Genomic DNA, 22,638 nt, shown 5'->3' with positions numbered 1-22,638 from the left:
CCTCACATCCGGAAGACGCCGAAACCGTCGGCGCCTTCGATCGGGGCATTGTGGACGGCCGACAGGGCCATTCCCAATACCGTGCGGGTGTCGCGCGGATCGATCACGCCGTCGTCGTAGAGCCGCCCCGACATGAACATGGGCAGTGACTCCGCCTCGATCTGCGCCTCGATCGCCGCGCGCATCCCCGCGTCGGCCGCTTCGTCGAACGGCAACCCCTTGGCCTCGGTCGCGGCGCGCCCGACGATCGAGATCACACCGGCCAGTTGCGCGCCGCCCATCACCGCGGATTTGGCGCTCGGCCAAGCGAAGACGAACCGCGGATCGTAGGCGCGCCCGCACATCCCGTAGTGCCCGGCGCCGTAGGAGGCGCCCATCAGCAGCGTGAGGTGCGGCACCTTCGAGTTGGAGACCGCGTTGATCATCATCGCCCCGTGCTTGATGATGCCCTTCTGCTCGAATTCGCGACCGACCATATAGCCGGTGGTGTTGTGCAGGAACAGCAGCGGCGTGTTCTTCCGATTCGCCAATTGGATGAACTGCGCGGCCTTCTGGGATTCCTCGGAGAACAGCACGCCGCGCGCGTTGGCGAGGATGCCCACCGGATATCCGTGCAGTTCCGCCCATCCGGTGACCAGGCTGCTGCCGTAGAGCGGTTTGAACTCGTCGAAATCGGAGTCGTCCACCACCCGCGCGATCACCTCGCGCGGATCGAACGGAATCTTCAGATCGCTCGGCACGATACCGAGCAGTTCTTCCTGATCGAATCGGGGCTCTAGTACCTCGGCGCGCGGGCGCGGACCGCGTTTGGTCCAGTTCAGGCGTTTCACGATGGACCGGCCGATGCGGATCGCGTCCTGTTCGTCGGCGGCCAGGTAGTCGGCGAGTCCGGAGACCCTGGCGTGCATTTCCGCGCCGCCGAGGGATTCGTCGTCGGATTCCTCACCGGTGGCCATCTTCACCAGCGGCGGCCCGCCGAGGAATACCTTGGAACGCTCCTTGATCATGACCGTGTAGTCGGACATGCCGGGGATATAGGCCCCGCCCGCGGTGGAATTGCCGAAGACCAGTGCGATGGTCGGGATACCCGCCGCCGACAACCTGGTCAGGTCGCGGAACATCCGGCCGCCGGGCACGAAGACCTCTTTCTGCGTCGGCAGATCCGCGCCGCCGGATTCGACGAGTCCGATCACCGGCAGCCGATTCTCCATGGCGATATCGTTGACGCGCAGATTCTTACGCAGCGTCCACGGATTCGAGGTGCCGCCGCGCACCGTCGGATCGGGCGCGACGATCACGCATTCGACGCCTGCCACGATGCCGATGCCCGCGATCACGCTGGCGCCGACCTGGAATTCGCTGCCCCAGGCCGCGAGCGGGCACAGTTCGAGGAACGGCGAATCCTCGTCTACGAGCAGTTCGATGCGTTCGCGCGCGGTGAGTTTGCCGCGCTTGCGATGCCGCGCCAGCTTGTCCGGTCCGCCGCCCGCGACGGCCTTGGCGAATTCGCCCTCGATCTCGGTGAGTTTCCCGTCCATCGCCGCGGCGGCCGCGAGATATTCCGCCGACCCGCTGTCCAGCGCGCTGCGCAATACCGTCATGACTGATACCCCAATCGCTTCGCCGCCAGTCCGGTGAGAATTTCGGTGGTGCCGCCGCCTATGCCGAGGATGCGGATGTCACGGTACTGGCGTTCCACCTCGGATTCGCGCATATAGCCGAGTCCGCCGAACAACTGCACGGCCTGGTTGGCGACCCATTCGCCCGCCTCGACCGCGGTGTTCTTGGCGAAGCACACTTCCGCGATGAGGTCGGTCTCACCCTCGGCGCTGCGCCGTGCGACCTCCCGCGTGTACACCCTGGCGACATCGATGCGCCGCGCCATTTCGGTCACCGTGTTCTGCACCGCCTGCCTGCTGATGAGCGGGCGCCCGAAGGTCTCGCGGGCACGCACCCAGTCCAAGGTGAGATCGAGGCACCGCTGCGCCTGCGCATACGCCTGCACCGCGAGACCGACGCGTTCACTCACGAACGCGCCCGCGATCTGGAGGAATCCGGAATTCTCCGGGCCGACCAGATCGGAAACCGGCACCCGCACATCCACATACGACAGTTCGGCCGTATCGGAGGCGCGCCACCCCATCTTGTCGAGTTTGCGGCTGACGGTGAAACCCGGTGTGCCGCGCTCGACCACGAGCAAGGAGATGCCGCCGGAGCCGGGGCCGCCGGTGCGCACCGCCGTCACCACGAAATCGGCGCGGCAGCCGGAGGTGATGTAGGTCTTGGCGCCGTTCACGATGTAGTGGTCGCCGTCGCGGCGCGCGGTGGTGGTGAGATGCCCGACGTCCGAGCCGCCGCCGGGTTCGGTGATGGCCAGCGACCCGATGAGCTCGCCCGCGAGCGTCGGCTTCGCGAAACGGTCGATCAGGTCCCGGTTTCCGGAGGCGATGATGTGCGGCACCGCGATGCCGCAGGTGAACAGGGAGGCGAACAGTCCGCCGGAGCATCCGGCCTGATGCAGTTCCTCACAGACGATCGTGGCGTCGATACCGTCACCGCCGGAACCGCCGCAGGCTTCGGGGAACTGGATGCCGAGCAGCCCCAGTTCGCCTGCCTTCTTGTGCAATTCGCGAGGGATCTCGCCATCGCGCTCCCAGTCGTCGAGATAGGGAAGGATCTCGCGCTCGGCGAAAGCCCTTACAGTGGCGCGTAATTCACGCCGTTCCCGGGTGGTCCACGGTGAATTCACGGTCGATGCCTCGTCGTTCGATGTCATGCGGAAACACGGCGCAGGTCGACAGGCAGGTCGACGTATCGGGAGCGCAACCACTCGCCGAGTCCCTTTGCCTGCGGGTCGAATCGCGCCTGATAGGCCACGCCTTCGCCGAGCAGCCCCGACACCACGAAGTTGACGGCTCGCAGGTCGGGCAGCACGTGCCGGGTGACGGGCAGTTCACCGACTTCGGGCAGCAGTCGGCGCAATTCCTCGACGGTGAGGGCGTGCACGAGCCAGCGCCACTGCTCCTCGGTGCGCACCCACACACCGATATTCGCGTCGCCACCCTTGTCGCCGCTGCGGGCCAACGCGATCTCACCCAACGGCGCGCGCCTGGTCGCCCCCCGTGGCAATGGTCGCGGGAGTTCGGGTTCGGGCACCGGCTCGAGTGCGGCGGTGCGGGTCGGCGGCACGATGTCGACCCGCGTACCGTCCGGCAGGACCGCGATGTGCGCCACCTCGGCGGCATCCACGTAGCCCGCCATGAACACCCCGTAGGGCGACCCGTTGCCCGGCAGGGTGGTGAAGGTGCAGCCCGGATAACTCGCCAGCGCGAGTTCGACAGCGACATTGGAGAATCCACGCCCGACCTTGTTCGGATCGGGATCGCGCACCACGCACCGCAACAGTGCGCTCGCGCCTTCCTCGGTGTCGGCGTCGGGACGGTCGAGCCGCGCGAGCGTCCAGTCCAGCTCGGCCGGGCGCACCGGCAGCCAGGATTCCAATTGGCGGCGCGCGAGTTCGGCTTTCGCTTCGATGTCGAGTCCGGTGAGCACGAATTCCATCTCGTTGCGGAAGCCGCCGATGGTATTGAGCGAGACCTTCAGCGTGGGCGGCGGCGGCTCGCCGATGACCGGGCCGATGCGCACCCGATCTGGCGCCTCCTGGCTCAGCGCGATGCTGTCGAGCCGCGTCGTGACATCCGGTCCCGCGTACCGCGCGCCCTGGATCTCGTACATCAGTTGAGCCCGAACCGTATCCACGGTCACCGATCCGCCGGTGCCTTCGTGTTTGGTGATGACGCTGCTGCCGTCGGCGCGGATCTCGGCGATCGGGAAGCCGGGGCGGCCGAGGTCGGCGAGTTCGGTGAAGAAGGCGTAATTGCCGCCGGTGGCCTGAGTGCCGCACTCGATCACGTGACCGGCCGCAACGGCGCCCGCGAGCGCATCGTAATCCGTTGTGCTCCAGCCGAAATAATCGGCGGCGGGACCGACGACGACGGACGCGTCGGTGACCCGCCCGGTCACCACGACATCCGCGCCCGCATCGAGGCAGGCCGCGATGCCCCACGCGCCGAGATAGGCATTGGCCGTGAGTGGTGCACCGAGCCCGAGTTCTTCCGCGCGCGGCAGCAGATCATCGCCTTCGACGTGCGCGATGGCGGCGTCGAGCCCCAGTTCAGCGGCCACCTTGCGCAGTTTCTCGGCCAGTCCGGCCGGATTCAGCCCGCCCGCGTTCGCCACGATGCGCACCTTGCGTTCCAACGCGAGAGCCAGGCATTCCTCGATCTGGGCGAGGAACGTCTTCGCGTAGCCGAGGCTCGGATCCTTCATCCGGTCGCGGCCGAGGATCAGCATGGTGAGTTCGGCGAGGTAGTCGCCGGTGAGCACGTCGAGCCGCCCGCCTTCGAGCATTTCCCGCATGGCGGAACGTCGGTCGCCGTAGAACCCGGAACAGTTGCCGATGCGGATCACGTCCGGATCGGCGGCAGGCTTACCCATTCGGCTTTCGCCTCCCTGTGCGGCGAACGCACCGCACGCGACCGCATTGCCGCGCCGGAACCGTTCGCGTTCCGTCGACCAGCATCACATCCGTGCGAGAAAAAATCAAGCTTGCGTGCTTGTTAAGATTCCAGCAGGTCAGGACCCCGGCGAGGATAACCGGAGCGGGGAACGGCAGAATGTTCGACGTGTCCAGCGATGTATCGGTGATCCTCCTCCTCGCCCTGGCGGGCTTCCTACTCGGCGGGTCCTACTCACTGTGGAAGACCTCGCGGCCAGCATCCGTGGCACTGGCCGTCTGCGGACTGCTCGCCGCCGTTGGCGCGCTGGTCTGGTGGTTCTAGATCAGCTACGGGTCAACCGGAAGATCCGCAGGTCCTCGGGCACGCCGTTGAGCGGCGCCGCGAAGAAGCTGCGCCGATAAGGCTTCGCGCCGAGCCCGAGTTCGGCGAGGGTGTCCGCGCCGAGTGCGCTCAGGGTGGCCTGGGAGATCATGGTGTTGCCGTTGCCACCCGCTTCCATGACCCGCGCGGCCACCGTGACGTCGACGCCGAGCCAGTCGCCGCCGATTTCGCGCGGCGAGCCGGTGTGCAGACCCATCCGCATTCGCGGCCGATAATCGCCGATCTCGACACGTTCCAGATTCCGCTTGGCCGCCACGGCGGCGCGCACCGCGCCATCGGCGGACGGGAACACCGCCATCACCCCGTCCCCCATGCGCTTGACGACGTGTCCGCCGTATTCGGCGACGGGCGGTTCGATGGCCTTGGCGACGCGACGCAGCAGTTCGAGGGTGGCCTCGTCGCCCGCGGTGAGCGACCAACTGGAGAACGAAACCAGATCCGTGAACATGATGGTTACCTCTTGGCTACCTTTGCCGCGCCCGACCCGCTCCAGCATCGCCTGCCAGACCTGCAGCGCGCCGAACCCGATCTCACGGGCCGCACTGGGCGAATCGCCGACGAGCTTGTCCGCGGCGCGCGCCACCGCCCTCGGGCCGCCCGGACCCGAAACCGACAGCGGGTCACCGAAGGCCGGATCGCCGGGCAGCTGTTCGCGCGCCTTGCGCAGCACGTCGATCAGATCGGGTCGCTGATTGGCGGCATTCATCATCGCGGACAGCTGAGCGCGGCGAAACCCCTGGCCGGAGCGTCGACTTCGCGTTGATTCCCGCGAATTCCCATCGGGAATCGTGGCCTCGGGCGAGGCGGCGGCGCCCGCACCCGGCTCCGGACCGGACCCGCCACCGCCGGAAGGTGTTTCGCTCACGGACCGAGCGTAGCTCAGCCACTCGATCCTCGGCAGACTAGCGATCATCGTCACCGGACACCTCCCGAACGAATTCCGGCGAACGCGTCATCGAGGCCGCCGCGGGACTACGTCTGAGTTGCTGCCCAAATGCTACCTATCGGTAGCCGATGCGACAGGGCCGCGCGGCATCGTTTCCCGGAAGTTAATGTAACTCTAAAACACATAAAAGGGCAGGCCCGGTGCTTGAAGGAGTGCACCGGGCCCGCCGGACATCGACCACCGGGCAGTGGCGGTCGACGTGGGGTCCTTCGATCTCCCGACAAGACCGGGAACCCCGTGCCCGAGTGGCGAGGGAAAGCGACTCGGGCAGTCAGGGGGACTGGACGCCTAGGCGTCGCGTCGATTCACCACGAACAGGGCCGCGCCGAACACCAGCGCGACGAAGACCGCGAAATAGGCCAGACCACCCCACGGACCCCAATGCCACGGCAGGTCGGTGCGCACGGTGTCGAGGAAACGGCCCGCGTTCTGGAACGGCAGCAGCACCTGCACCTGCTCGCCGCGCTCACCGAAGAAGCCGACGATCGGTTCGATCAGCACCGGCCACACGATCAGCACCGCCAACGCGCCCGCCGACTGGCGCAGCAACGCGCCGACACCGATCGACAGGAAGACCACGAGCACGATGAACAGCGGCACCGCGTAGAACACCTTGTTGTCGCCGTCAGCGAGACTCAGCTCACGCCCCGCGTCGCTGCCCGTCACGCCCTTGAAGATCAGGAAGCTGAGCAGGGTGAGCACGGCCGACAGCACCGCCGCCGCCACACTGATCAGACCGGCCTTCGCCACCAGCACCGACGCGCGATTCGGCAGCGCGAGGAACGTCGCCTTGATCGTGCCGAACCGGTACTCGCTGGTCACCGCCAGCGCCGCGACGATCATCACAAGGATGTACCCGAAACCCGGAAAACCCGAGGCCAGGCCCGTGATGCCGAGGCTGGCGATGGAATTGGTCGGATACGGGATATCCGCCGGATCGGCCTTGCCCGCCTCCACGTCCTTGTTGAACTGGTCGACCCCCAACTTGAGCAGCAGCCCGAACAGCAGCGCCATACCGAGCACCGCCACCACCATCAGCACCGTGCACCACACCGGCGACCTCGTCGAGGTCAGTTTGATCCGTTCCGCCGCCAACACGCCCATCAGAGCGCACCTCCCATAGCCGTGTAGGAACCGGGACCCGACTGCGCACCCGGCACATCGGGGCCTTCGCCGTGGTACTGCACCGAGCCGCCGGTCATGCGCATGAACGCCTCCTCCAGCGACGCGCGCTGCGGTGACAACTCGAACAGCGTGATGTCGTTCGCACCCGCCAACTTGCCGACCTCGTCACTGCTGATATTCGCCACCAACAACGCGGGCCCACCCGCGCCCTCGCCGTCCTCCCTGACCGTCATGCCGTTGGAGGTGAGCAGACTGCGCAACTGGTCGAGCTGCGGACTGCGCACCCGAACCGCGGTCTCGGAGGACTTGTCGATGAACTCCTTGGTTGTGGTGTCGGCGATCAACTGCCCGCGCCCGATGACGATCAGATGCTCGGCGGTATGCGCCATCTCCGACAGCAGGTGACTCGACACGAGCACCGTGCGCCCCTCCGCCGCCAGCCGCTGCATGAACCGCCGAATCCACAGAATCCCCTCCGGATCGAGGCCGTTCACCGGCTCGTCGAACAACAGGATCTCCGGATCACCGAGCAACGCGCCCGCCAACCCCAACCGCTGCGACATGCCGAGCGAGAACCCACCCGCGCTCTTACCGGCCACCTCCGAGAGCCCGACCAGCCGCAGCACCTCCTCCACCCGCGACTTCTCGATCCCGTTCGAAGCCGCCATCCACTGCAGATGCGCCCGCGCCGACCTGTTCGGATGCACCCATCTCGCATCCAACAAGGCCCCAACCTTCCGCAGCGGACTCTCCAACTCCGCGTACCGCTTCCCCTGGATGAGCGCGGTACCGGCACTCGGCCGGTCCAACCCGAGGATCATCCGCATGGTGGTCGACTTACCGGCGCCGTTCGGTCCGAGAAACCCCGTCACCACACCCGGTCGCACGGTGAAACTGAGGTCCTGAACCGCGACGGTCTGCCCATAATGTTTGGTCAGGCCCCGAAGCTCGATCATGCCCCCAGCTTTCCCTACGCAACCCCGTCGCGCGTCCCCACAAAGTGGGCTCCGAGGTCATCCTCAGGTATGACAGGCGAGAGTATCGGTCGGCGTGCTAGCAGTTCTCGCGACGCATCGCGAGCTGATCGCAACCAGGGGAGCGAAGCATGGCGTCGATGTCAATGGTCATACAGCTCCCCGTAACGGGTCTCTATCCACAGGACATGGAAGACGTCGCCCGTGCGGAAGCCCACGAACGGGAGGTTTCGTTCGTGTCGGAAGACCATGTAGCTGTCCCGCTCCAGCCATTCCGGAATTCGCGGTTTGAAAGTCACCTTCGGCAGCTGCTCGTGGCCGAGGCCGTGCTTGCCGTGCTGAATCAGCTCGTTCCAGGTAAATGCGGTGCGCTTGTGCCACTTGACCAGGAATTCACGACACTGCGCCGGGGTCAGTCGGTCGATTCCCCAGCCGGTTTGCAGATGTCGGAGGCAGAGGATCGGATAGCCGCGTTCGCCTGTCGGCGTGCGTGCCGGCGGGTCGGGGTGCGGATCGTGTTTCGGAGGCGTTCCCCTGCGAGCCGTGCTCTTCTTATCGGGCACGGCAGAAGAATGCCTCGAGTTGGTCGGCGGTGATCGTCTTGGTTCGGGACTCGTCGAATGCGTTGCGCCATGGGCTTTCCCGATGTGTTCGTTCTCGAAGTGCCCACGCGGCGAGACTGCCGTAGGTGTCCCAGGTCTTCAGCAGTACCGGCTCGGCGTCCTTGAAATCATCCCAGTCGAAACTGTCGTCGAGTACGGCGTCGGCGTCGATGGGGCTTTTGCCGAACCGCTTGAATTCGTGGTAGACGTTCGACACCACCGGACCGTGTGCCCATGCTTCGAGGGGGTCGGCGAACAGCGGTCTACCGCGTTCTGCCAGGTGGGTGCCCTGTGCGTAGTAGAGCAACTTCTGCACCTTGAGATTGGACACTTCGGCGTCGATGTTCTCGGCCCACGCCACGAACCACTTCGCGAAGTCCAACGCACACAGTTCGGCAACCATCGACATCATCCCCCGCCTGATCGATTCCGGTCACCGGGAGCATACAGGTCTGCTATGACACCTGCCAGGAGCCCACGTGGAAGCTCGGAACCGACGGGCATCTCAGAACCAGGAGGTGGGGCGGATGGTGTTGGCGAGGTCTACGAGGGCGTAGCGGTGGGTGCGGGCGGGGGCGGTTCTGGCCAGGGTGCGGAGGCCGGATTCGGTGCCCGCGCGCAGGGCTCGTTCGGTGAAGGGTGCGTTGAAGAGGGTGGCGTCGGGGGTTGGGGTGTTGTCGGCTTGTAGCCAGGCCAGGGCGGCGCCGAGGACGAGGACGCGGAGTTGGAGGGCGCGGGGTTCGCCGGGTGGGAGGGCATCGACTCTGGTCGCGGCGGTGTGCAGAGTGGATTCGTCGAGGTCGGCGATAGGGCCCGCGGTGAGGAGGAGCCAGACCGCGGTGAGGCGGGCGGTGGCGTAGCGGCGGGAGGTGGCGGGGACCTCGTCGAGGGCGGCGACGGCCTCTTCGACTCGGTCGGCGGCGGCCAATTGGCGGGCGAGGCCGAAGGCGGCGCTCACGACGGCGCGGTCGGTGCGCCATACGGTGGCGTAGAACTTTTCGGCATAGGCGCGCCACTGTTCGAGGTCGTTCGAATCCCAGTGTTGCAGAACAAGTTCCGCTGTCGCGGCGAGAGCCAGTTTGGGAGCGATCTCGCCGGGGAGTACGCGCAGGACCTCGTCGAAGGCGGCGTAGGCGCGTTCGTAGTTGCCGTCGAGGAGTTCGGTTTGGCCGATGAACCAGTCGACGCGCCAGTCGGCGGCGGACAATCGGGCAAGCAGTTCGCGGACCTCGACTGATTCGCCCAGGTCGAGGCGGGCGCGGACCTCGGCCATCGACAGTTCCAGGTCAAGCGTCTCCGGGGCGTTGCCGGGATCGGCCACGGCCCGCGTGCGCGCCTCCGCCAACGCGGCGAGCACCCTGCGCGGATCCGGCTGCGCCGTCGCGGCCAGCAACGCGGCGGACGGATCGGTGGGGTCGAGTAGCGGGACCGGCAGTGCGGCAACGATATCGGACGCGCGCAAGGTGGGGTTGCGCCCGATGCCGTCGGCGTAGGCGTCGGTCTGGCTGATCAGTTCGTCGGTGCCGAAACTGCCGCGCTGCGGGCTGAATACGGTCGACAGTTGCGGATGTTCGGCGCCGGTGTCGAGGGCGAGCACCTCCCGCAGCACGCCCGCCAACTGGGCGGACATGGCGCGCGCCGACGGGAAACGGCGGCCCGGCTCCGGATCGGTCGCGCACAGCAGCAGGCGGTGGAAGAACTCGTAGCGGTGCAGCATCGGGTGGTCGTCGGGGTCGGGGATGCCGTCGCGGTAGCGGCCGTGTTCCATCGGCAGGTTCAGGGCGAGCACCGCGAGCGTGCGGCCGACGGTGTAGATGTCGGAGGCGGGCGTCGGGCCGGTCTGCCCGATCTCCGGCGCTTGGAAACCCTTTGTGCCGTAGAGATTTCCGTACGCTTCGATGGCGGCTACCGCGCCGAGGTCGATCAGCTTGACCTGGTCCTCGGTGACCATCACATTGTCGGGTTTCAGGTCGTTGTAGGTCAGGCCGATCGAATGCAGGTACTCCAGCGCGGGTAGGACTTCCAGCACGTAGGCGATGGCCTCGGCGACCGGCATGCGGCGCGGTCGCGGGTAGCCGTCCAGGATGGTTCGCAGCGACCGTCCGCCGACGTACTCCATGACAATGAAACCGATGGGTTCACCGTCCGGACCCGGATTCTCCACGAAATTGTGGATCTTGACGATGCTCGGATGCGCGACCTCGGCGAGGAACTGCCGTTCCGCCACCGCCACCGCCTGCGCTTCCGCGTCACCGGCGTGCAGCAGACCCTTCAGCACGACCCACCGGTCGCTGACATTGCGGTCGATCGCCAGATAGATCCAGCCGAGTCCGCCGTGCGCGATACAGCCCTGGATCTCGTACTGGTGCGACACCATATCGCCCGGACTCAGCGAAGGACGGAAATCGAAAGGCGCGTGGCAGTTCTCGCAGACACCGACGGTGGAGGCCGGATGCGCGGGCGTCGCGCGGCCGACCGGGTTCCCGCATCGCCAACAGAAGCGTTTCCCTTCGGCGACAATGGGATCGGCGAGGACAGCGGTCATCGGGTCGGCGGGGGCTACCGCCGGAATGGTCACCAGTCCGGCGCCGAGCCTGCGCACGGTCGGGCGCGATCGCGCGGTGCGCACGCTTCGACCCGAAGTACGCAGTGCCGCATCCGAATCGCGGAACGAACCGGGTTCGCTCGAACCGCGCCCGGCGACAGCAGTGCCCTCCGGATCCGCACCCGAAGCGAAACCCGCTCGGGTGAAACCCTTTCCGTCATCAACCGCCATGGTGGGCGGACCGCCGCTTGCGGGTTCCTCGACCGCACGCCCGACGCCCTTTCCGACAGGCGCCGCCACGGTCGGCGGGCCGAAGCCGCCCGCACCCGGGCCGCCTGCCTCGGGGTTCGCCACCGCGGCACCGGGCGACCAGCGCGCGGTCGGTTCGTCGACGGCCGGATCAGCACCGGTGTCCGCAGGCGCCGCGCTGTCCTCGCGGTCGTTCCGGGCGCGACCGGCCATGATCGTCGGCTGATCCGATTCGGCGCCGAACGCCGCCGCCCGCGCCGGGGTCCAGGTGGCGGTCGCCTGCGTCACCTGCTCGACTTCGTCGGCGGCGGGGTTCGCCCGATCACCTGCCGCGGACTCGGGCTCCGACCAGAACCCTCGATACAGCGGCTCGGTGCCGTCCTCCACTCCGGGTTCGGTCGGTAACGAGTCCCGTTGCCCGGAGACCACTTCCGACCAGCGAATGGTCGGGATGGCGTATTCGGTGTCGCCGGGATCGGGGGAATCGGCTCGGGGGTCGCGTGGCTTGTCGCTCATCGTCAGTCCTGATACACCGGGGACGGTGGGCTGTCGGGGTCGCCGAGGATCGACAGCCATTGGCGGTGGAGTCGGGTCCAGGTGCCGTCGGCGCGGATGCGTTCGAGGGTGCCGTTGACGAAGCGCACGAGGTCGTCGGCGTCGCGGGGGATGCCGATGCCGTACGGTTCGGCGCTGATGCTCGCGCCGACGAGGGCGGTGTAGGGGTCCTGGGCGGCGAGTCCGGCGAGGATCGCGTCGTCGGTGCTCACCGCGTCGACCTGGCGCTGTTGCAGGACCACGAGGCAGTCGGCCCAGGTGGGCACGGTCAGCAGGGTCGCGGCGGGTTGTTCGCGGCGAATGCGTTCGAGCGAGGTGGTGCCGCGCACCACACACACCCGTTTGCCCGCGAGGTCGGCGACTCCGGTGATGCCGGAGTCCTTCATGGCCAATACCCGCTGCCCGGCGCGCAGGTAGACGGTGGAGAAGGCGACACGCTCGCGGCGCTCGCAGGTGATGGTCATGGTTTTGGCGACGATGTCGACGGTGTGGTTCTGCAGCGCGTCTTCGCGTTCGGCGGATCCGAGGCTGCGGAATTCGATCAGGTCGGGACTGCCGAACAGGTCGCGGGCGATCTCGCGCGCGATGTCGGCGTCGAAGCCGACGATGGCTCCGCTGAGCGGATCGCGGAAGCTGAAAAGGTTACTGCCGGTGTCCAATCCGACCACGAGGCGGCCGCGCGCGCGGATCGCGTCGATGGTGGCGCCGCGCGCGGCGTCGCCCGCGCCGGTCGGGCGCAGGCTCGCGGTCGGATCGCCGCATCGCACTTCGGCATTGGGCGGCAACGGCATATCGGTGAGCAGCGGCACCGCTTTGGCGGGCAGCGGCGGCTCGGTGTAGTCGCCGGATTTGGTCGAGGTCGAAGCGGAATCGGCGCCGCAGCCGGAAAGCATCGCGGCGGCGACCAGGACAGCGGCGAGCACGCCGCGCGAGCGCCTCATCGGTACTCCCGCAGTCGCGGCCACACGCCGAGCCCGATGTAGATCGTGGCGAGTACGGCGAGCACGGTGGCGCCGGGGGCGAGCAGCGTGAGAGCCCCTGTGGCACGGGCGATTCGGCCGCGCAAGGTCTGTCTGGTCTCGGCGATGCCCTGGCCGAGCGCGCGGTCGAGCGCTTCGACCTGGGCCGCCGAATCCGCCGCGCCCTGACCGGTCGCCACCAGCGCGGCGCCTTGGAAATCACCGTGTGCGAGTGCGTCGTTCATGCGTTGGTGGGCCGCGCGCCACCGGGCGAGCGCGGCGCGGGCCTCGGCCACGGACCCGCGCGCGGCGGCGTCGGCCGGATAACCGCCGAGCAGTTCGTCGAGGCGGGCGATTCCGGAGTCGAAGGTGCGGTCGTAGTCTCCGGTGGCGTCGCGGCGCACGAGTTTCAAGGTCTCGGCCGAACGCGCCTGCTGGGCCAGGATCCGGCTTTCGGTGAGCCGGGACGCGGGCACCGCGCCGTGGTCGCGACCTTGGATCATGGCCGTCGCCGACAGCGACCCGGCGATCACGGTCCAGCCCAACAGAATCGCCATGGCCGCGGAGGCGAGCAGCAAGCCCGCGTTGAAGGTGCGCCGCCAGCGTTTGGCGGATTCGACTTGCGCCCAGACCAATACGGTGAGCGCGAGTATCAGCAGCGCTATCGCCGTCCACGGTGGGCGCACGTGATCGCGTTGCGCGGTGTCCACCGCGTCGGAGCGCTGGTCCTGGAGTTCCTCGGCCATCGGCAGCAGCGTGGTCTGCATCTGGTTCGACGCCTCGCTCAGATACGCCGCGCCGACCGGGTTTCCGATGCGGTTGTTGGTGCGCGCGGTCTCGATGAGGCCGGTGTAGACGGGCAGTCCGGTGGCGATGCCGGTGCGCAGACGCACATCCGAGGTGATGCCGCCGCCCACGTGCCCGGACTGGATCACGAGTTCGGCGGCGGCCTCGCCGATCGCCTGGGTGTACCGGTCGCGCACCGATTCCGGTTCGACACCGCCGGAGATGAACGCCGTGCTGGCGGCGGCGTCGGCGATGGACAGCGTGGTGTAGAGGCGGTGCGCGGAGTCGGCGTCGGGTTCGGTGTCGGCGAGCAGGACGTCCAACGCCTCTTGTCGGGCGCCGACGGTGTCGGACGCCACTGTCCCGGCAGCCAGGCACAATCCGATCAGCAGCAATCCCATGGCAATCAGCCGGGCGGGCGAGGACCTCGCGAAGGACCGCAGCTCGGCCGGGTCGAAGCGTTCGCGCACCACCGCGGCGGGCAGGTGGGCCAGGTACCGGCGCGCTGACCCGCCGTCGGCCGTCGGTGGGCGCGCGGCCACCGATTGCCCGGTCCGTGCCATATCCACCTCCGTGGGTCCGCGCCACCCTCGGGCGCCTGCGTCGCAGTTTATTGTGGTCGTACCGGTGCCGCGGCTCGTCCGACACCCCAGTCCCGGCGGGGGCGGGCGCAGCGGCGGCTGGATGAGGATGGGTAGCGATGCGTGGTGACGGTGACGGGTGGTCTTCGAGCCCGGACGGAATGCGGCACTGGGGCATATACGGCGCTGCCGGATTGTTGCTGCGGGCGCCGCTCGCGGGCGGAGGTGTGGCGGTGCTGCTCCAACACCGCGCCCCGTGGAGCCATCAGGGCGGCACATGGGCGCTGCCCGGCGGCGCCCTCGACAGCGACGAGACACCGGCGAAGGCCGCGGTGCGGGAAGCGTGGGAAGAAGCGGGCATTCGCGCGGCGGACGTGCGGATCCGCGGCGAACGCGTCACCGCCTCCGCGCCGAGCGGCTGGATCTACACGACGGTCGTCGCCGACACCACAGAGCCGCTGGCGACCGTTGGCAACCCGGAGAGCACCGCGTTGGCGTGGGTCCCCGAGGACGACGTGATCGACCATCCGCTGCATCCCGGATTCGCGGCGGCCTGGCCGAGTCTGCGCGCGACGCCCGCACGCGTGTGCCTCGACGACATCGAGGACGCGGGCATGCTCGCCGCCGCACTCCCCCGCATCGTCGACCTCGCCGACCAGGGCTTCCTGTGGCTGCACACCGAACCCGACGGACCCGGTGCGCACGCCAGGATCATCCGGACGCCCGTACCCACCGAGTCGAACGGCTTCAGCTTGACCAGGGAGCAACTGCTGTCCTGATCCACACCAGCGCGCCGAGCCACCCCGCTGACCCCCGCGCCGGTGACCCGATTCACACTGCCGCCCCGACCCCGACTGTTTCGCCCCGCGCGGCGGGCGCACGCGAGGAACCGTCGACGTGCGCACGTGGATCAGATGTTCGCCACGAGTGCGGACTTCAGTTCGCGCGCGGCGGCCTCTGGATCGTCGGCCGCGGTGATGGCGCGCACCACCACGATCCGCGACGCGCCCGCCGCGAGCACCTCGGGCAGCCGCTCGGCGTCGATGCCGCCGATCGCGAACCACGGCCGCGTCGGATGCGCGTCGGCGGTGGACCGCACCAGGTCGGGGCTCGCCGCCTGCCTGCCGGGTTTGGTCGGGGTGGCCCACACCGGCCCCACGCAGAAGTAGTCGATGTGATCATCGATCGCGGCGAGTCCGGCCTGCGCGCGATTGTGGCTGGATCGGCCGATCACCACATCCGGTCCGACGATCTGCCTGGCGTACGAGGGCGGCAGATCGCCCTGACCGAGGTGCAGCACATCCGCCCCGGCGGCCGCCGCGATATCGGCGCGATCGTTCACCGCGAGCAAGGCGCCGTGGCGGCGCGTCGCCGCCTTCAACTCCGCGAGCGCGCCGAGTTCGGCCTTGGCCTCCAACGGCCCGAATTTCGCCTCGCCTGGCGAGCCCTTGTCGCGCAACTGGACGATGTCGACCCCGCCCGCGAGCGCCGCGTCCACGAACCTGGCGAGATCGCCGCGCTCCCGACGCGCGTCCGTGCAGAGATACAGCAACGCCGTGGCGAGACGTTCCCGCGGCGGCAAGGGTCGCTTCGGTTGGGAGGGTTGCACGCCTTCGACCGTAGCCGCGCTACCGTGGGGATGCGAACAAGGAGGCCAGAAGGCAGGTGGAAGTGATGCGGACGCTGGCCGTCGTCGGTGGCGGAGCCATCGGCCTCGCCGTGGCGTGGCGAGCCGCCGAATCGGGCTGGTCGGTCACGGTGTTCGATCCGACCGTCGCTTCCGGCGCCTCCCGAGTCGCGGGTGGGATGCTGGCTCCGCTGTCGGAGGCGTGGCCGCACGCGAGTCGCGAACTAGCGTTCGGTGCGGCGTCGCTGCGGCGCTGGCCGGAATTCGCGGAACGCCTGGAAGCCGTCACCGGTGTCGGGGTGTTCGTGGCCGAACAGACGCTGTCGGTCGCCCTCGACGGCGCGGATGCCGCCGACCTGCGCGTGGTCGCCGATTTCCTGGTCGAACACGGTCACCAGCCCACCATGCTCGACCGCGCGGGTGTGCGCGCGCACGAACCCGCGCTGGCGCGGACGGTGCGCGCGGGTCTGCTGTCGGTCACCGAATCCGCGGTCGACAATCGACTGCTGCTCGACGCGCTGCACCGCGCCTGCCTCGATTCGGGTGTCGCGATTCACGCCGAGACCGTGGACGACATCGACGCGCTGCCTTTCGACCAGGTCGTGCTCGCGGCGGGCGCGGCCTCGGCCCGGCTGCGACCCGATCTGCCGGTGCGGCCGGTCAAGGGTGAGATTCTGCGGTTGCGGCATCGTCCGGGCGCGGTACCCGTGCCGAAGCGGGTGATCCGGGCGAGGGTGCACGGCCGTGCCGTCTACCTCGTCCCGCGCGCCGACGGCATCGTGGTCGGCGCGACACAGTACGAGGCCGGTTTCGACACCACCGTGACCGTCGGCGGCGTCCGTGACCTCATCGCCGACGCCGAAGCGATCCTGCCGGGCATCGGCGAATACGAACTGGCCGAAGCTGCGGCGGGCGCACGACCGGTGACACCCGACAACCTGCCGTTGATCGGCAGACTCGACAATCGCGTCGTGGCGGCGACCGGCCACGGCCGCAACGGGATACTCGGCATCCCGCTCACCGTCGACGCGACACTCGGCCTGCTGGAAGGCCGACCGGAGGCCGACGCCGAAGTCGCCGATCCGCGACGCTTCGCGACAGTCGGCTCCGCACAACCGCTTCCGGACAGAGGAGTGTAATGACCGCGACATCAGTCCCCATCGGTGTCACCGTGAACGGACACGACCACGAATTCGCCGAACCGCTCACCGTGCGCGAACTGCTGACCCGCCTCGAGCTGCCCGTCCGCGGCGTCGCGCTCGCGGTGGACGGCGCGGTGTTCCCGAAATCGCGCTGGGACGAACCGGTCGGGCGCGGCTGGACCATCGAGGTGCTGACGGCGGTGCAGGGTGGCTGACACGCCCGCGTACACACCGCCGCCGCTGCGAATCGCCGACCGTGAGTTCGGTTCCCGGCTCATCATGGGCACCGGCGGCGCGGAGTCGCTGCACGTGCTCGAAGAAGCGCTGCTCGCCTCCGGCACCGAACTGACCACCGTCGCGATGCGCCGCGTCGACGCCGCGGGCGGGACCGGTGTACTCGACCTGCTCAAACGCCTCGACATCACCCCGCTGCCCAATACCGCGGGCTGCCGTGGCGCCGCCGAAGCCGTGCTCACCGCGCAACTCGCCCGCGAAGCGCTGGACACCTCGTGGGTGAAACTCGAGGTCGTCGCCGACGAGCGCACGCTGCTCCCCGATCCGATCGAATTGCTCAGCGCCGCTGAACAACTCGTGGACGACGGATTCACCGTGCTGCCCTACACCAACGACGACCCGGTGTTGGCGCGCCGCCTCGAGGACGCGGGGTGCGCCGCCGTCATGCCGCTCGGCTCCCCCATCGGCACCGGTCTCGGCATCGGCAACCCGCACAACCTGGAGATGATCGTCGCCGACGCGGGCGTTCCCGTCATCCTCGACGCGGGTATCGGGACCGCGAGCGACGCCGCACTCGCGATGGAACTTGGCTGTTCGGCGGTTCTGCTCGCCACCGCTGTCACCCGTGCGCGCAACCCCGCCCTGATGGCCGCCGCCATGTCCGATGCCGTGCGCGCGGGCTATCTCGCTCGCGAGGCTGGTCGCATACCGAAACGCTTCTGGGCCCAAGCCTCTTCACCGGCACTCTGAGGGCCGCTCCTTCGGCGTACGGCCCGACCGCTACTTTCGGGCCGGGCCGACGCGCACAGTCGGATGCGTGACGACCGCGTCATCTTGCGCTCCTCCGGAGCACGCCTGCTATCCGGCAGAATCCACCACCTGGAGAGCGGATCTGGCTATGGCCAGCTCTTCGTTGGTGGGGACAACGAGAACCGGGATGCGGGCGTCGGGCGGGGAGATATGGCGTGGGGCGCGGGATTTCGCCGTGTTCAGAGCGGGATCAACGGTGATGTCGAAGAGTTCGAGATCGGCGAGGGCGTCGGCGCGGACGTCGGGGCTGTTCTCGCCCACGCCTGCGGTGAAGGTGATGGCGTCGACACGGCCGAGGGCGATCAGATAGGCGCCGAGGTAGCGGCGCAGGCGGTGGATGTAGACGGCGTAGGCGAGGCGGGCGGAGGCGTTGTCCGCGTCGATGAGTCGGCGCAGTTCGCGGAAGTCGTTGACACCGGACAGGCCCTTGATGCCGCTGTCGCGGTTCAGGAGACGGTCGACGCCGTCGACGTCGAGGTCGGCGGTGCGCATGAGGTGCAGGAGGATGCCGGGGTCGAGGTCACCGCCCCTGGTGCCCATCACCAGGCCCTCCAGCGGGGTCAGGCCCATGGTGGTGTCGATCGGGTGACCCGCGCGGATCGCCGAGGCGGAGGCGCCGTTTCCGAGGTGGAAGATGATCTGGTCGATGTGCGAAGGGTCGCGGTCGAGCAGGCGCGCGACCTGACCCGCCACGTATTCGTGTGAGGTCCCGTGGAATCCGTATTTCCGAATGCCGTGCGCGGCGGCGAGTTCCGCGTCGATGGCGTAGGTTTTCGCGGCCTCGGGCAGGCCGTGGAAGAACGCGGTGTCGAACACCGCGACCTGCGGTACGCCTGGCAGCAGTTCGCGGGTGCTCTCGATGCCGGTGACATTGGCCGGATTGTGCAGCGGCGCGAGGGTGGACAGCGCGGAGATCGCGGCGACCACGTCGTCGGTGATGAGCGTCGGCTCGTAGAACACCTCGCCGCCGTGCACGACCCGGTGACCGACCGCGCGCACCCCGACATCGGCCAGATCCTGCCCGGTCTCGGTGAACATGTCGAAGACCAGCCGCAGACCTGCCTTGTGATCCGCGATCGGCCCGCGATGTTCGACCGTGCGGTCGCCCGCCCGATGCGCGACGGCGCCGTCGTCCTCGCCGATCCGCTCCACCAACCCGGACGCGGCGACCGTACCCGTTTCCGGTTCCAGCAGTTGGTATTTGATCGACGACGAACCGGAGTTGACGACCAGCACCACGGGGTTCACGACGCATCCCCCTCGCTCTGGGCCTGAATGGCGGTGATGGCGACGGTGTTCACGATGTCGGCCACCAGCGCGCCACGGGACAAATCGTTGACCGGCTTGTTCAATCCTTGCAGCACCGGCCCGATGGCGATCGCGCCCGCGCTGCGCTGCACGGCTTTATAGGTGTTGTTGCCGGTGTTGAGGTCGGGGAAGACGAATACCGTCGCGCGACCGGCGACTTCGGAATCCGGGAGTTTGGTCGTCGCCACGCTCGGCTCGATGGCGGCGTCGTATTGAATCGGGCCCTCAACCAACAGTTCCGGCGCGCGTTCACGCACCAGCTCGGTGGCCACCCGCACCTTGTCCACATCCGCGCCGCTGCCGGATTCGCCGGTCGAATACGACAGCATGGCGATTCTGGGTTCGATGCCGAAACGCGCCGAGGTGCGCGCCGAGGAGATGGCGATATCGGCCAGCTGTTCGGAGGTCGGGTCGGGGACGACGGCGCAGTCGCCGTAGGCGAGCACCCGGTCCGCCAGGCACATGAGGAACACGCTCGACACCGTCGCGACGCCCGGCACGGTCTTGATGATCTCGAAGGACGGGCGGATGGTGTGCGCGGTGGTGTGCGCGGCGCCGGAGACCATGCCGTCCGCGATCCCGCGGTGCACCATCATCGTCCCGAAATACGATATGTCACTGACGGTTTCGCGGGCACGTTCCGGGGTCATGCCCTTGTGCGCGCGCAATTCGGTGTATTCGGCGGCGAAATCCTCCAGGTGCCCCGAGGTGGCGGGGTCGAGCACTTCGGCGGCGGCGATGTCGACCCCGAGTTCGGCGGCCCTGGCCCGGATCGCGGCCTCGTCGCCGAGGATCACCAGGTCGGCGATCTTGCGTTGCAGCACCCGGCCCGCCGCGCGCAGAACGCGGTCGTCGGCGCCCTCGGGCAGCACGATGCGTTTGCGGTCGGCGCGCGCCCACTCGATGAGCTGGTATTCGAACATCTGCGGCGTGACCACGCTGGTGGAAGGAACCTCGATGCGGCGCAACAACTCCGGGGCGTCCACATGCTGTTCCATGATCGCCAGCGCGGTGTTCACCTTGCGCGGATTGCCCGCCGACATGCGGCCGCGGGTGCGGTAGGCGGCGCTCGCGGTGTCGTAGGTGCCGAGTTCGGTGGTGAGGATGGGTAGTCGGGGTTTGAGCCCTTCCATCAGCCGCGCCACCGCGGGATGCGGCAGCATGCCGCCGTTCATGATGACGCCCGACAGCGAGGGGAATCCGGCCGCCTCGTGCGCGTTCACGACGCTGAGCAGCACATCGGACCGGTCGCCAGGCGCGATCACCACCACGCCGTCGCTGAGCCGTTCCAGGATGTGTTCGGCCGTCATGCCGCCGACCATGACCTTCAATGCCTCGCGTTGCAGCAGTTCCGGGTCGCCGCTGTACATCCGGCCGTCGACGGCCTGGCACAGTTCGGCCATGGTCGGCGCGATCAGCAGCGGCACCTCGGGCAGAGCCCAGCACGGCACGTCGAAATCACCCAGCGCCGAACGGATCTCGTCGAGTCGATCCGGATCGCAGCGATTGGCGACGATTCCGGTGAGGTGGGCGTGCTCCTGGTGGAGTTCGGCGGCGCAGAGTTCGGCGAGCTGGTCGATCTCGCGCGGCTCCCGACCCGCGCCACGCACCACGAGCAACACCGCAGCCCCGAGATTCACCGCGATCCGCGCGTTGTAGCGCAGCTCACTCGGGCTCGCGACATCGGTGTAATCGCTGCCGATGACCACCACCGCGTCGCACGCCTTGGCGACATCGTGGAACCGCATCACGATCTCGCTGATCGCGGCGTCGGGATCGGCGTGCACGTGCTCGTAGGTGACGCCGATCGCCTGCGCGTAGTCGATATCGGCCGTGCTGTGCTCGAGCAGCAGTTCCAGGATGTAATCGGGTTCGGTGGTCGAGCGGGTGATCGGGCGGAACACCCCGACGCGGGCGGTGCTCGCGCACAGCATCTGGAGTACGCCGAGCGCGACCGTCGATTTCCCGGTGTCACCTTCCGGCGACGCGATGTACACGGTGGACGGAGCAGAGTCGGCCATGTCGCCGAGCATAATGAGCGCGGGCGGCGTGAACTCGGCAACTATCCGGAGAATCGCCATGGGCGCGGGTCGAGGTTGCCGCACCGGCGGCCGAACCGCTCGATCGCCACGCGCGCATACCCTTGTGGCATGCGGATTTCTGTGGCTGCGGACGAGCGGGTCGGTGTGGCCGACGAGGTGGTGCGCGAGCTCCGGCGACGCGGCTTCGACACGGTGTTGCACGGTGCGCTCTCGGATTCCGAGCGCGACGATTGGGCGTGGGCGAGCGAGGCCGCGGCGCGCGATGTGGCGGAGGGGCGCGCGGATCAGGGCGTGGTCTGCTGTTGGACGGGGACCGGGGCGTCGATCGCGGCGAACAAGGTCGACGGTGTGCGGGCCGCACTGTGCGCCGATGCCGTGACCGCGAGCGGGGCGCGCAAGTGGAACGACGCGAATGTGCTGGCACTGAGTCTGCGGACCACTTCGAGTGCGGAGCTCGGTGAGATCCTCGACGCGTGGTTCGATGGCGCGGCGAGCGAGGGGGACGACGACCGCGCCAATATCGCCCACCTGTCCGAGATCGAACGCGACTGACACGTCATTGACAGCATCCTGTCAAATATGACAGGATGCTGTCATGGCTACGAAGACGGTGTACACGGCTGTTTACGACACCCTCGCCGACTGGGAGGTCGGCGCGGCCATCGCACACATCGGCAAACCCGAGTGGCAGGTCGCGCCGGGAACGTTCCGACTGCGCACCGTCGGCCGCACCCGCGACCCGATCCGCACCATGGGCGGCGTACACATCACACCCGACATCGCCCTCGACGAACTGACCCCCGAGACGAGCGCCATGCTCATCCTCCCCGGCTCCGACCTGTGGATGAGCGGCGAACTGTCCGCCTTCGAAAGCGCCGCGCGCGAATTCGTCGCCGCGGGCGTCCCCGTCGCGGCCATCTGCGGCGCGACCTACGGACTCGCCCGCGCGGGCCTGCTCGACACCCGCGCCCACACCAGCAACGCCGCCGAATTCCTCACCTACAGCGGATACGCGGGCGGACCGCACTACGCGCCGGAACCGGCGGTCACCGACGGCGATGTCATCACCGCATCCGGAGTCGCACCCATCGAATTCGCCCGCGAGATCCTGCGCCGCCTCGGCGTCTACGAGCCGCATATCCTCGACGCGTGGTACCGCCTCTTCACCGACCGCGACCCCGCCGCCTACATGGAACTCGACGCCTACGAGCGGGCGCGCTCGGTGCCGCTGTGACACCCGTGTCGACGGGGA

21 protein-coding genes are annotated in these 22,638 nt (G+C 68.3%); 7 read left to right on the top strand and 14 right to left on the bottom strand.

Going from position 1 to position 22,638, the window contains the following annotated elements; translation table 11 throughout:
- Positions 1–2: 2 nt before the first annotated feature.
- The 3 genes from IT779_RS17915 to IT779_RS17905 are packed head-to-tail and all read right to left on the bottom strand — an operon-like array spanning position 3 to position 4,497.
- Entirely contained in the window at positions 3–1,601 is a 1,599-nt protein-coding gene (locus tag IT779_RS17915) for an acyl-CoA carboxylase subunit beta (protein WP_196150486.1), read from the bottom strand.
- Positions 1,598–2,776 carry an acyl-CoA dehydrogenase family protein gene (locus IT779_RS17910; protein ID WP_196150485.1) on the bottom strand — a complete coding sequence of 393 codons (1,179 nt, stop codon included), beginning with the start codon at positions 2,774–2,776 and terminating at the stop codon, positions 1,598–1,600. Before IT779_RS17910 ends, IT779_RS17915 begins: the two co-directional genes overlap by 4 nt.
- Complete coding sequence (locus tag IT779_RS17905; RefSeq protein WP_196150484.1) at positions 2,773–4,497, bottom strand: acyclic terpene utilization AtuA family protein; 1,725 nt, start codon at positions 4,495–4,497, stop codon at positions 2,773–2,775. The genes IT779_RS17910 and IT779_RS17905 overlap by 4 nt, the downstream gene beginning before the upstream one ends.
- A gap of 188 nt (positions 4,498–4,685) precedes the next feature.
- On the opposite strand from IT779_RS17905, the gene IT779_RS17900 reads away from it, so the two are divergent.
- Entirely contained in the window at positions 4,686–4,841 is a 156-nt protein-coding gene (locus tag IT779_RS17900) for a hypothetical protein (RefSeq protein WP_196150833.1), read from the top strand.
- A 1-nt stretch (position 4,842) separates the two neighbouring features.
- On the opposite strand, the gene IT779_RS17895 is transcribed toward IT779_RS17900, so the two are convergent.
- The 8 genes from IT779_RS17895 to IT779_RS17860 all read right to left on the bottom strand — a co-directional run bounded on the left by IT779_RS17895 (position 4,843) and on the right by IT779_RS17860 (position 14,205).
- A complete protein-coding gene (locus IT779_RS17895) occupies positions 4,843–5,688 on the bottom strand; it encodes an adenylate/guanylate cyclase domain-containing protein (protein ID WP_408637771.1) in 846 nt (281 codons plus the stop codon).
- Positions 5,689–6,135: 447 nt separating this feature from the next.
- Positions 6,136–6,951, bottom strand: a complete 816-nt coding sequence (locus IT779_RS17890) for an ABC transporter permease (protein ID WP_196150483.1) — start codon at positions 6,949–6,951, stop codon at positions 6,136–6,138.
- Entirely contained in the window at positions 6,951–7,928 is a 978-nt protein-coding gene (locus IT779_RS17885; RefSeq protein WP_196150482.1) for an ABC transporter ATP-binding protein, read from the bottom strand. Before IT779_RS17885 ends, IT779_RS17890 begins: the two co-directional genes overlap by 1 nt.
- A gap of 161 nt (positions 7,929–8,089) precedes the next feature.
- Positions 8,090–8,509 carry a hypothetical protein gene (locus IT779_RS17880; protein ID WP_196150481.1) on the bottom strand — a complete coding sequence of 140 codons (420 nt, stop codon included), beginning with the start codon at positions 8,507–8,509 and terminating at the stop codon, positions 8,090–8,092.
- Positions 8,499–8,951, bottom strand: a complete 453-nt coding sequence (locus tag IT779_RS17875; RefSeq protein ID WP_196150480.1) for a Panacea domain-containing protein — start codon at positions 8,949–8,951, stop codon at positions 8,499–8,501. Before IT779_RS17875 ends, IT779_RS17880 begins: the two co-directional genes overlap by 11 nt.
- Before the next feature lie 102 nt (positions 8,952–9,053).
- Positions 9,054–11,324 carry a serine/threonine-protein kinase gene (locus tag IT779_RS17870; protein WP_196150798.1) on the bottom strand — a complete coding sequence of 757 codons (2,271 nt, stop codon included), beginning with the start codon at positions 11,322–11,324 and terminating at the stop codon, positions 9,054–9,056.
- Between the two features lie 536 nt (positions 11,325–11,860).
- The gene (locus IT779_RS17865; protein WP_196150479.1) at positions 11,861–12,838 is read right to left on the bottom strand and encodes a glutamate ABC transporter substrate-binding protein; all 978 of its coding nucleotides are present in this window, start codon (positions 12,836–12,838) and stop codon (positions 11,861–11,863) included.
- On the bottom strand, positions 12,835–14,205 hold the full coding sequence (locus IT779_RS17860; RefSeq protein ID WP_196150478.1) for a hypothetical protein: 1,371 nt from the start codon (positions 14,203–14,205) through the stop codon (positions 12,835–12,837). Before IT779_RS17860 ends, IT779_RS17865 begins: the two co-directional genes overlap by 4 nt.
- Before the next feature lie 137 nt (positions 14,206–14,342).
- On the opposite strand from IT779_RS17860, the gene IT779_RS17855 reads away from it, so the two are divergent.
- Complete coding sequence (locus IT779_RS17855) at positions 14,343–15,002, top strand: NUDIX hydrolase (RefSeq protein ID WP_196150477.1); 660 nt, start codon at positions 14,343–14,345, stop codon at positions 15,000–15,002.
- A gap of 131 nt (positions 15,003–15,133) precedes the next feature.
- Here the strand turns inward: IT779_RS17855 and thiE are convergent, their stop codons facing one another.
- Positions 15,134–15,832 carry a thiamine phosphate synthase gene (gene thiE, locus IT779_RS17850; RefSeq protein WP_196150476.1) on the bottom strand — a complete coding sequence of 233 codons (699 nt, stop codon included), beginning with the start codon at positions 15,830–15,832 and terminating at the stop codon, positions 15,134–15,136.
- A 65-nt stretch (positions 15,833–15,897) separates the two neighbouring features.
- Here thiE and thiO point away from each other — a divergent pair, with 65 nt between their 5' ends.
- From thiO to thiG, 3 genes are read left to right on the top strand one after another with little or no spacing between them, the layout of a single operon-like run.
- The gene (thiO, locus tag IT779_RS17845; RefSeq protein WP_196150797.1) at positions 15,898–16,989 is read left to right on the top strand and encodes a glycine oxidase ThiO; all 1,092 of its coding nucleotides are present in this window, start codon (positions 15,898–15,900) and stop codon (positions 16,987–16,989) included.
- Positions 16,989–17,207, top strand: coding sequence for a sulfur carrier protein ThiS (gene thiS / locus IT779_RS17840; protein ID WP_196150475.1), 219 nt, complete (start codon positions 16,989–16,991; stop codon positions 17,205–17,207). Before thiO ends, thiS begins: the two co-directional genes overlap by 1 nt.
- A complete protein-coding gene (gene thiG / locus IT779_RS17835; RefSeq protein ID WP_196150474.1) occupies positions 17,200–17,976 on the top strand; it encodes a thiazole synthase in 777 nt (258 codons plus the stop codon). Before thiS ends, thiG begins: the two co-directional genes overlap by 8 nt.
- 108 nt (positions 17,977–18,084) lie before the next feature.
- Here thiG and IT779_RS17830 read toward each other — a convergent pair whose 3' ends face one another.
- Both IT779_RS17830 and pta read right to left on the bottom strand, forming a co-directional pair.
- Positions 18,085–19,284 carry an acetate kinase gene (locus IT779_RS17830; protein WP_196150473.1) on the bottom strand — a complete coding sequence of 400 codons (1,200 nt, stop codon included), beginning with the start codon at positions 19,282–19,284 and terminating at the stop codon, positions 18,085–18,087.
- Positions 19,281–21,365, bottom strand: coding sequence for a phosphate acetyltransferase (pta, locus tag IT779_RS17825; RefSeq protein ID WP_196150472.1), 2,085 nt, complete (start codon positions 21,363–21,365; stop codon positions 19,281–19,283). The genes IT779_RS17830 and pta overlap by 4 nt, the downstream gene beginning before the upstream one ends.
- Positions 21,366–21,494: 129 nt before the next feature.
- Here pta and IT779_RS17820 point away from each other — a divergent pair, with 129 nt between their 5' ends.
- Both IT779_RS17820 and IT779_RS17815 read left to right on the top strand, forming a co-directional pair.
- Positions 21,495–21,938: an RpiB/LacA/LacB family sugar-phosphate isomerase gene (locus IT779_RS17820; RefSeq protein ID WP_196150471.1), complete on the top strand. Its 444-nt coding sequence runs from the start codon at positions 21,495–21,497 to the stop codon at positions 21,936–21,938.
- A gap of 43 nt (positions 21,939–21,981) precedes the next feature.
- Positions 21,982–22,620, top strand: coding sequence for a type 1 glutamine amidotransferase family protein (locus IT779_RS17815; protein WP_196150470.1), 639 nt, complete (start codon positions 21,982–21,984; stop codon positions 22,618–22,620).
- Positions 22,621–22,638: the final 18 nt, after the last annotated feature.

This window comes from Nocardia bovistercoris, assembly GCF_015674855.1.
Taxonomy (GTDB): domain Bacteria; phylum Actinomycetota; class Actinomycetes; order Mycobacteriales; family Mycobacteriaceae; genus Nocardia; species Nocardia bovistercoris.
The sequence above is the reverse complement of the archived record's forward strand: the minus strand, read 5'-3'. Positions and strand labels throughout refer to the sequence as shown.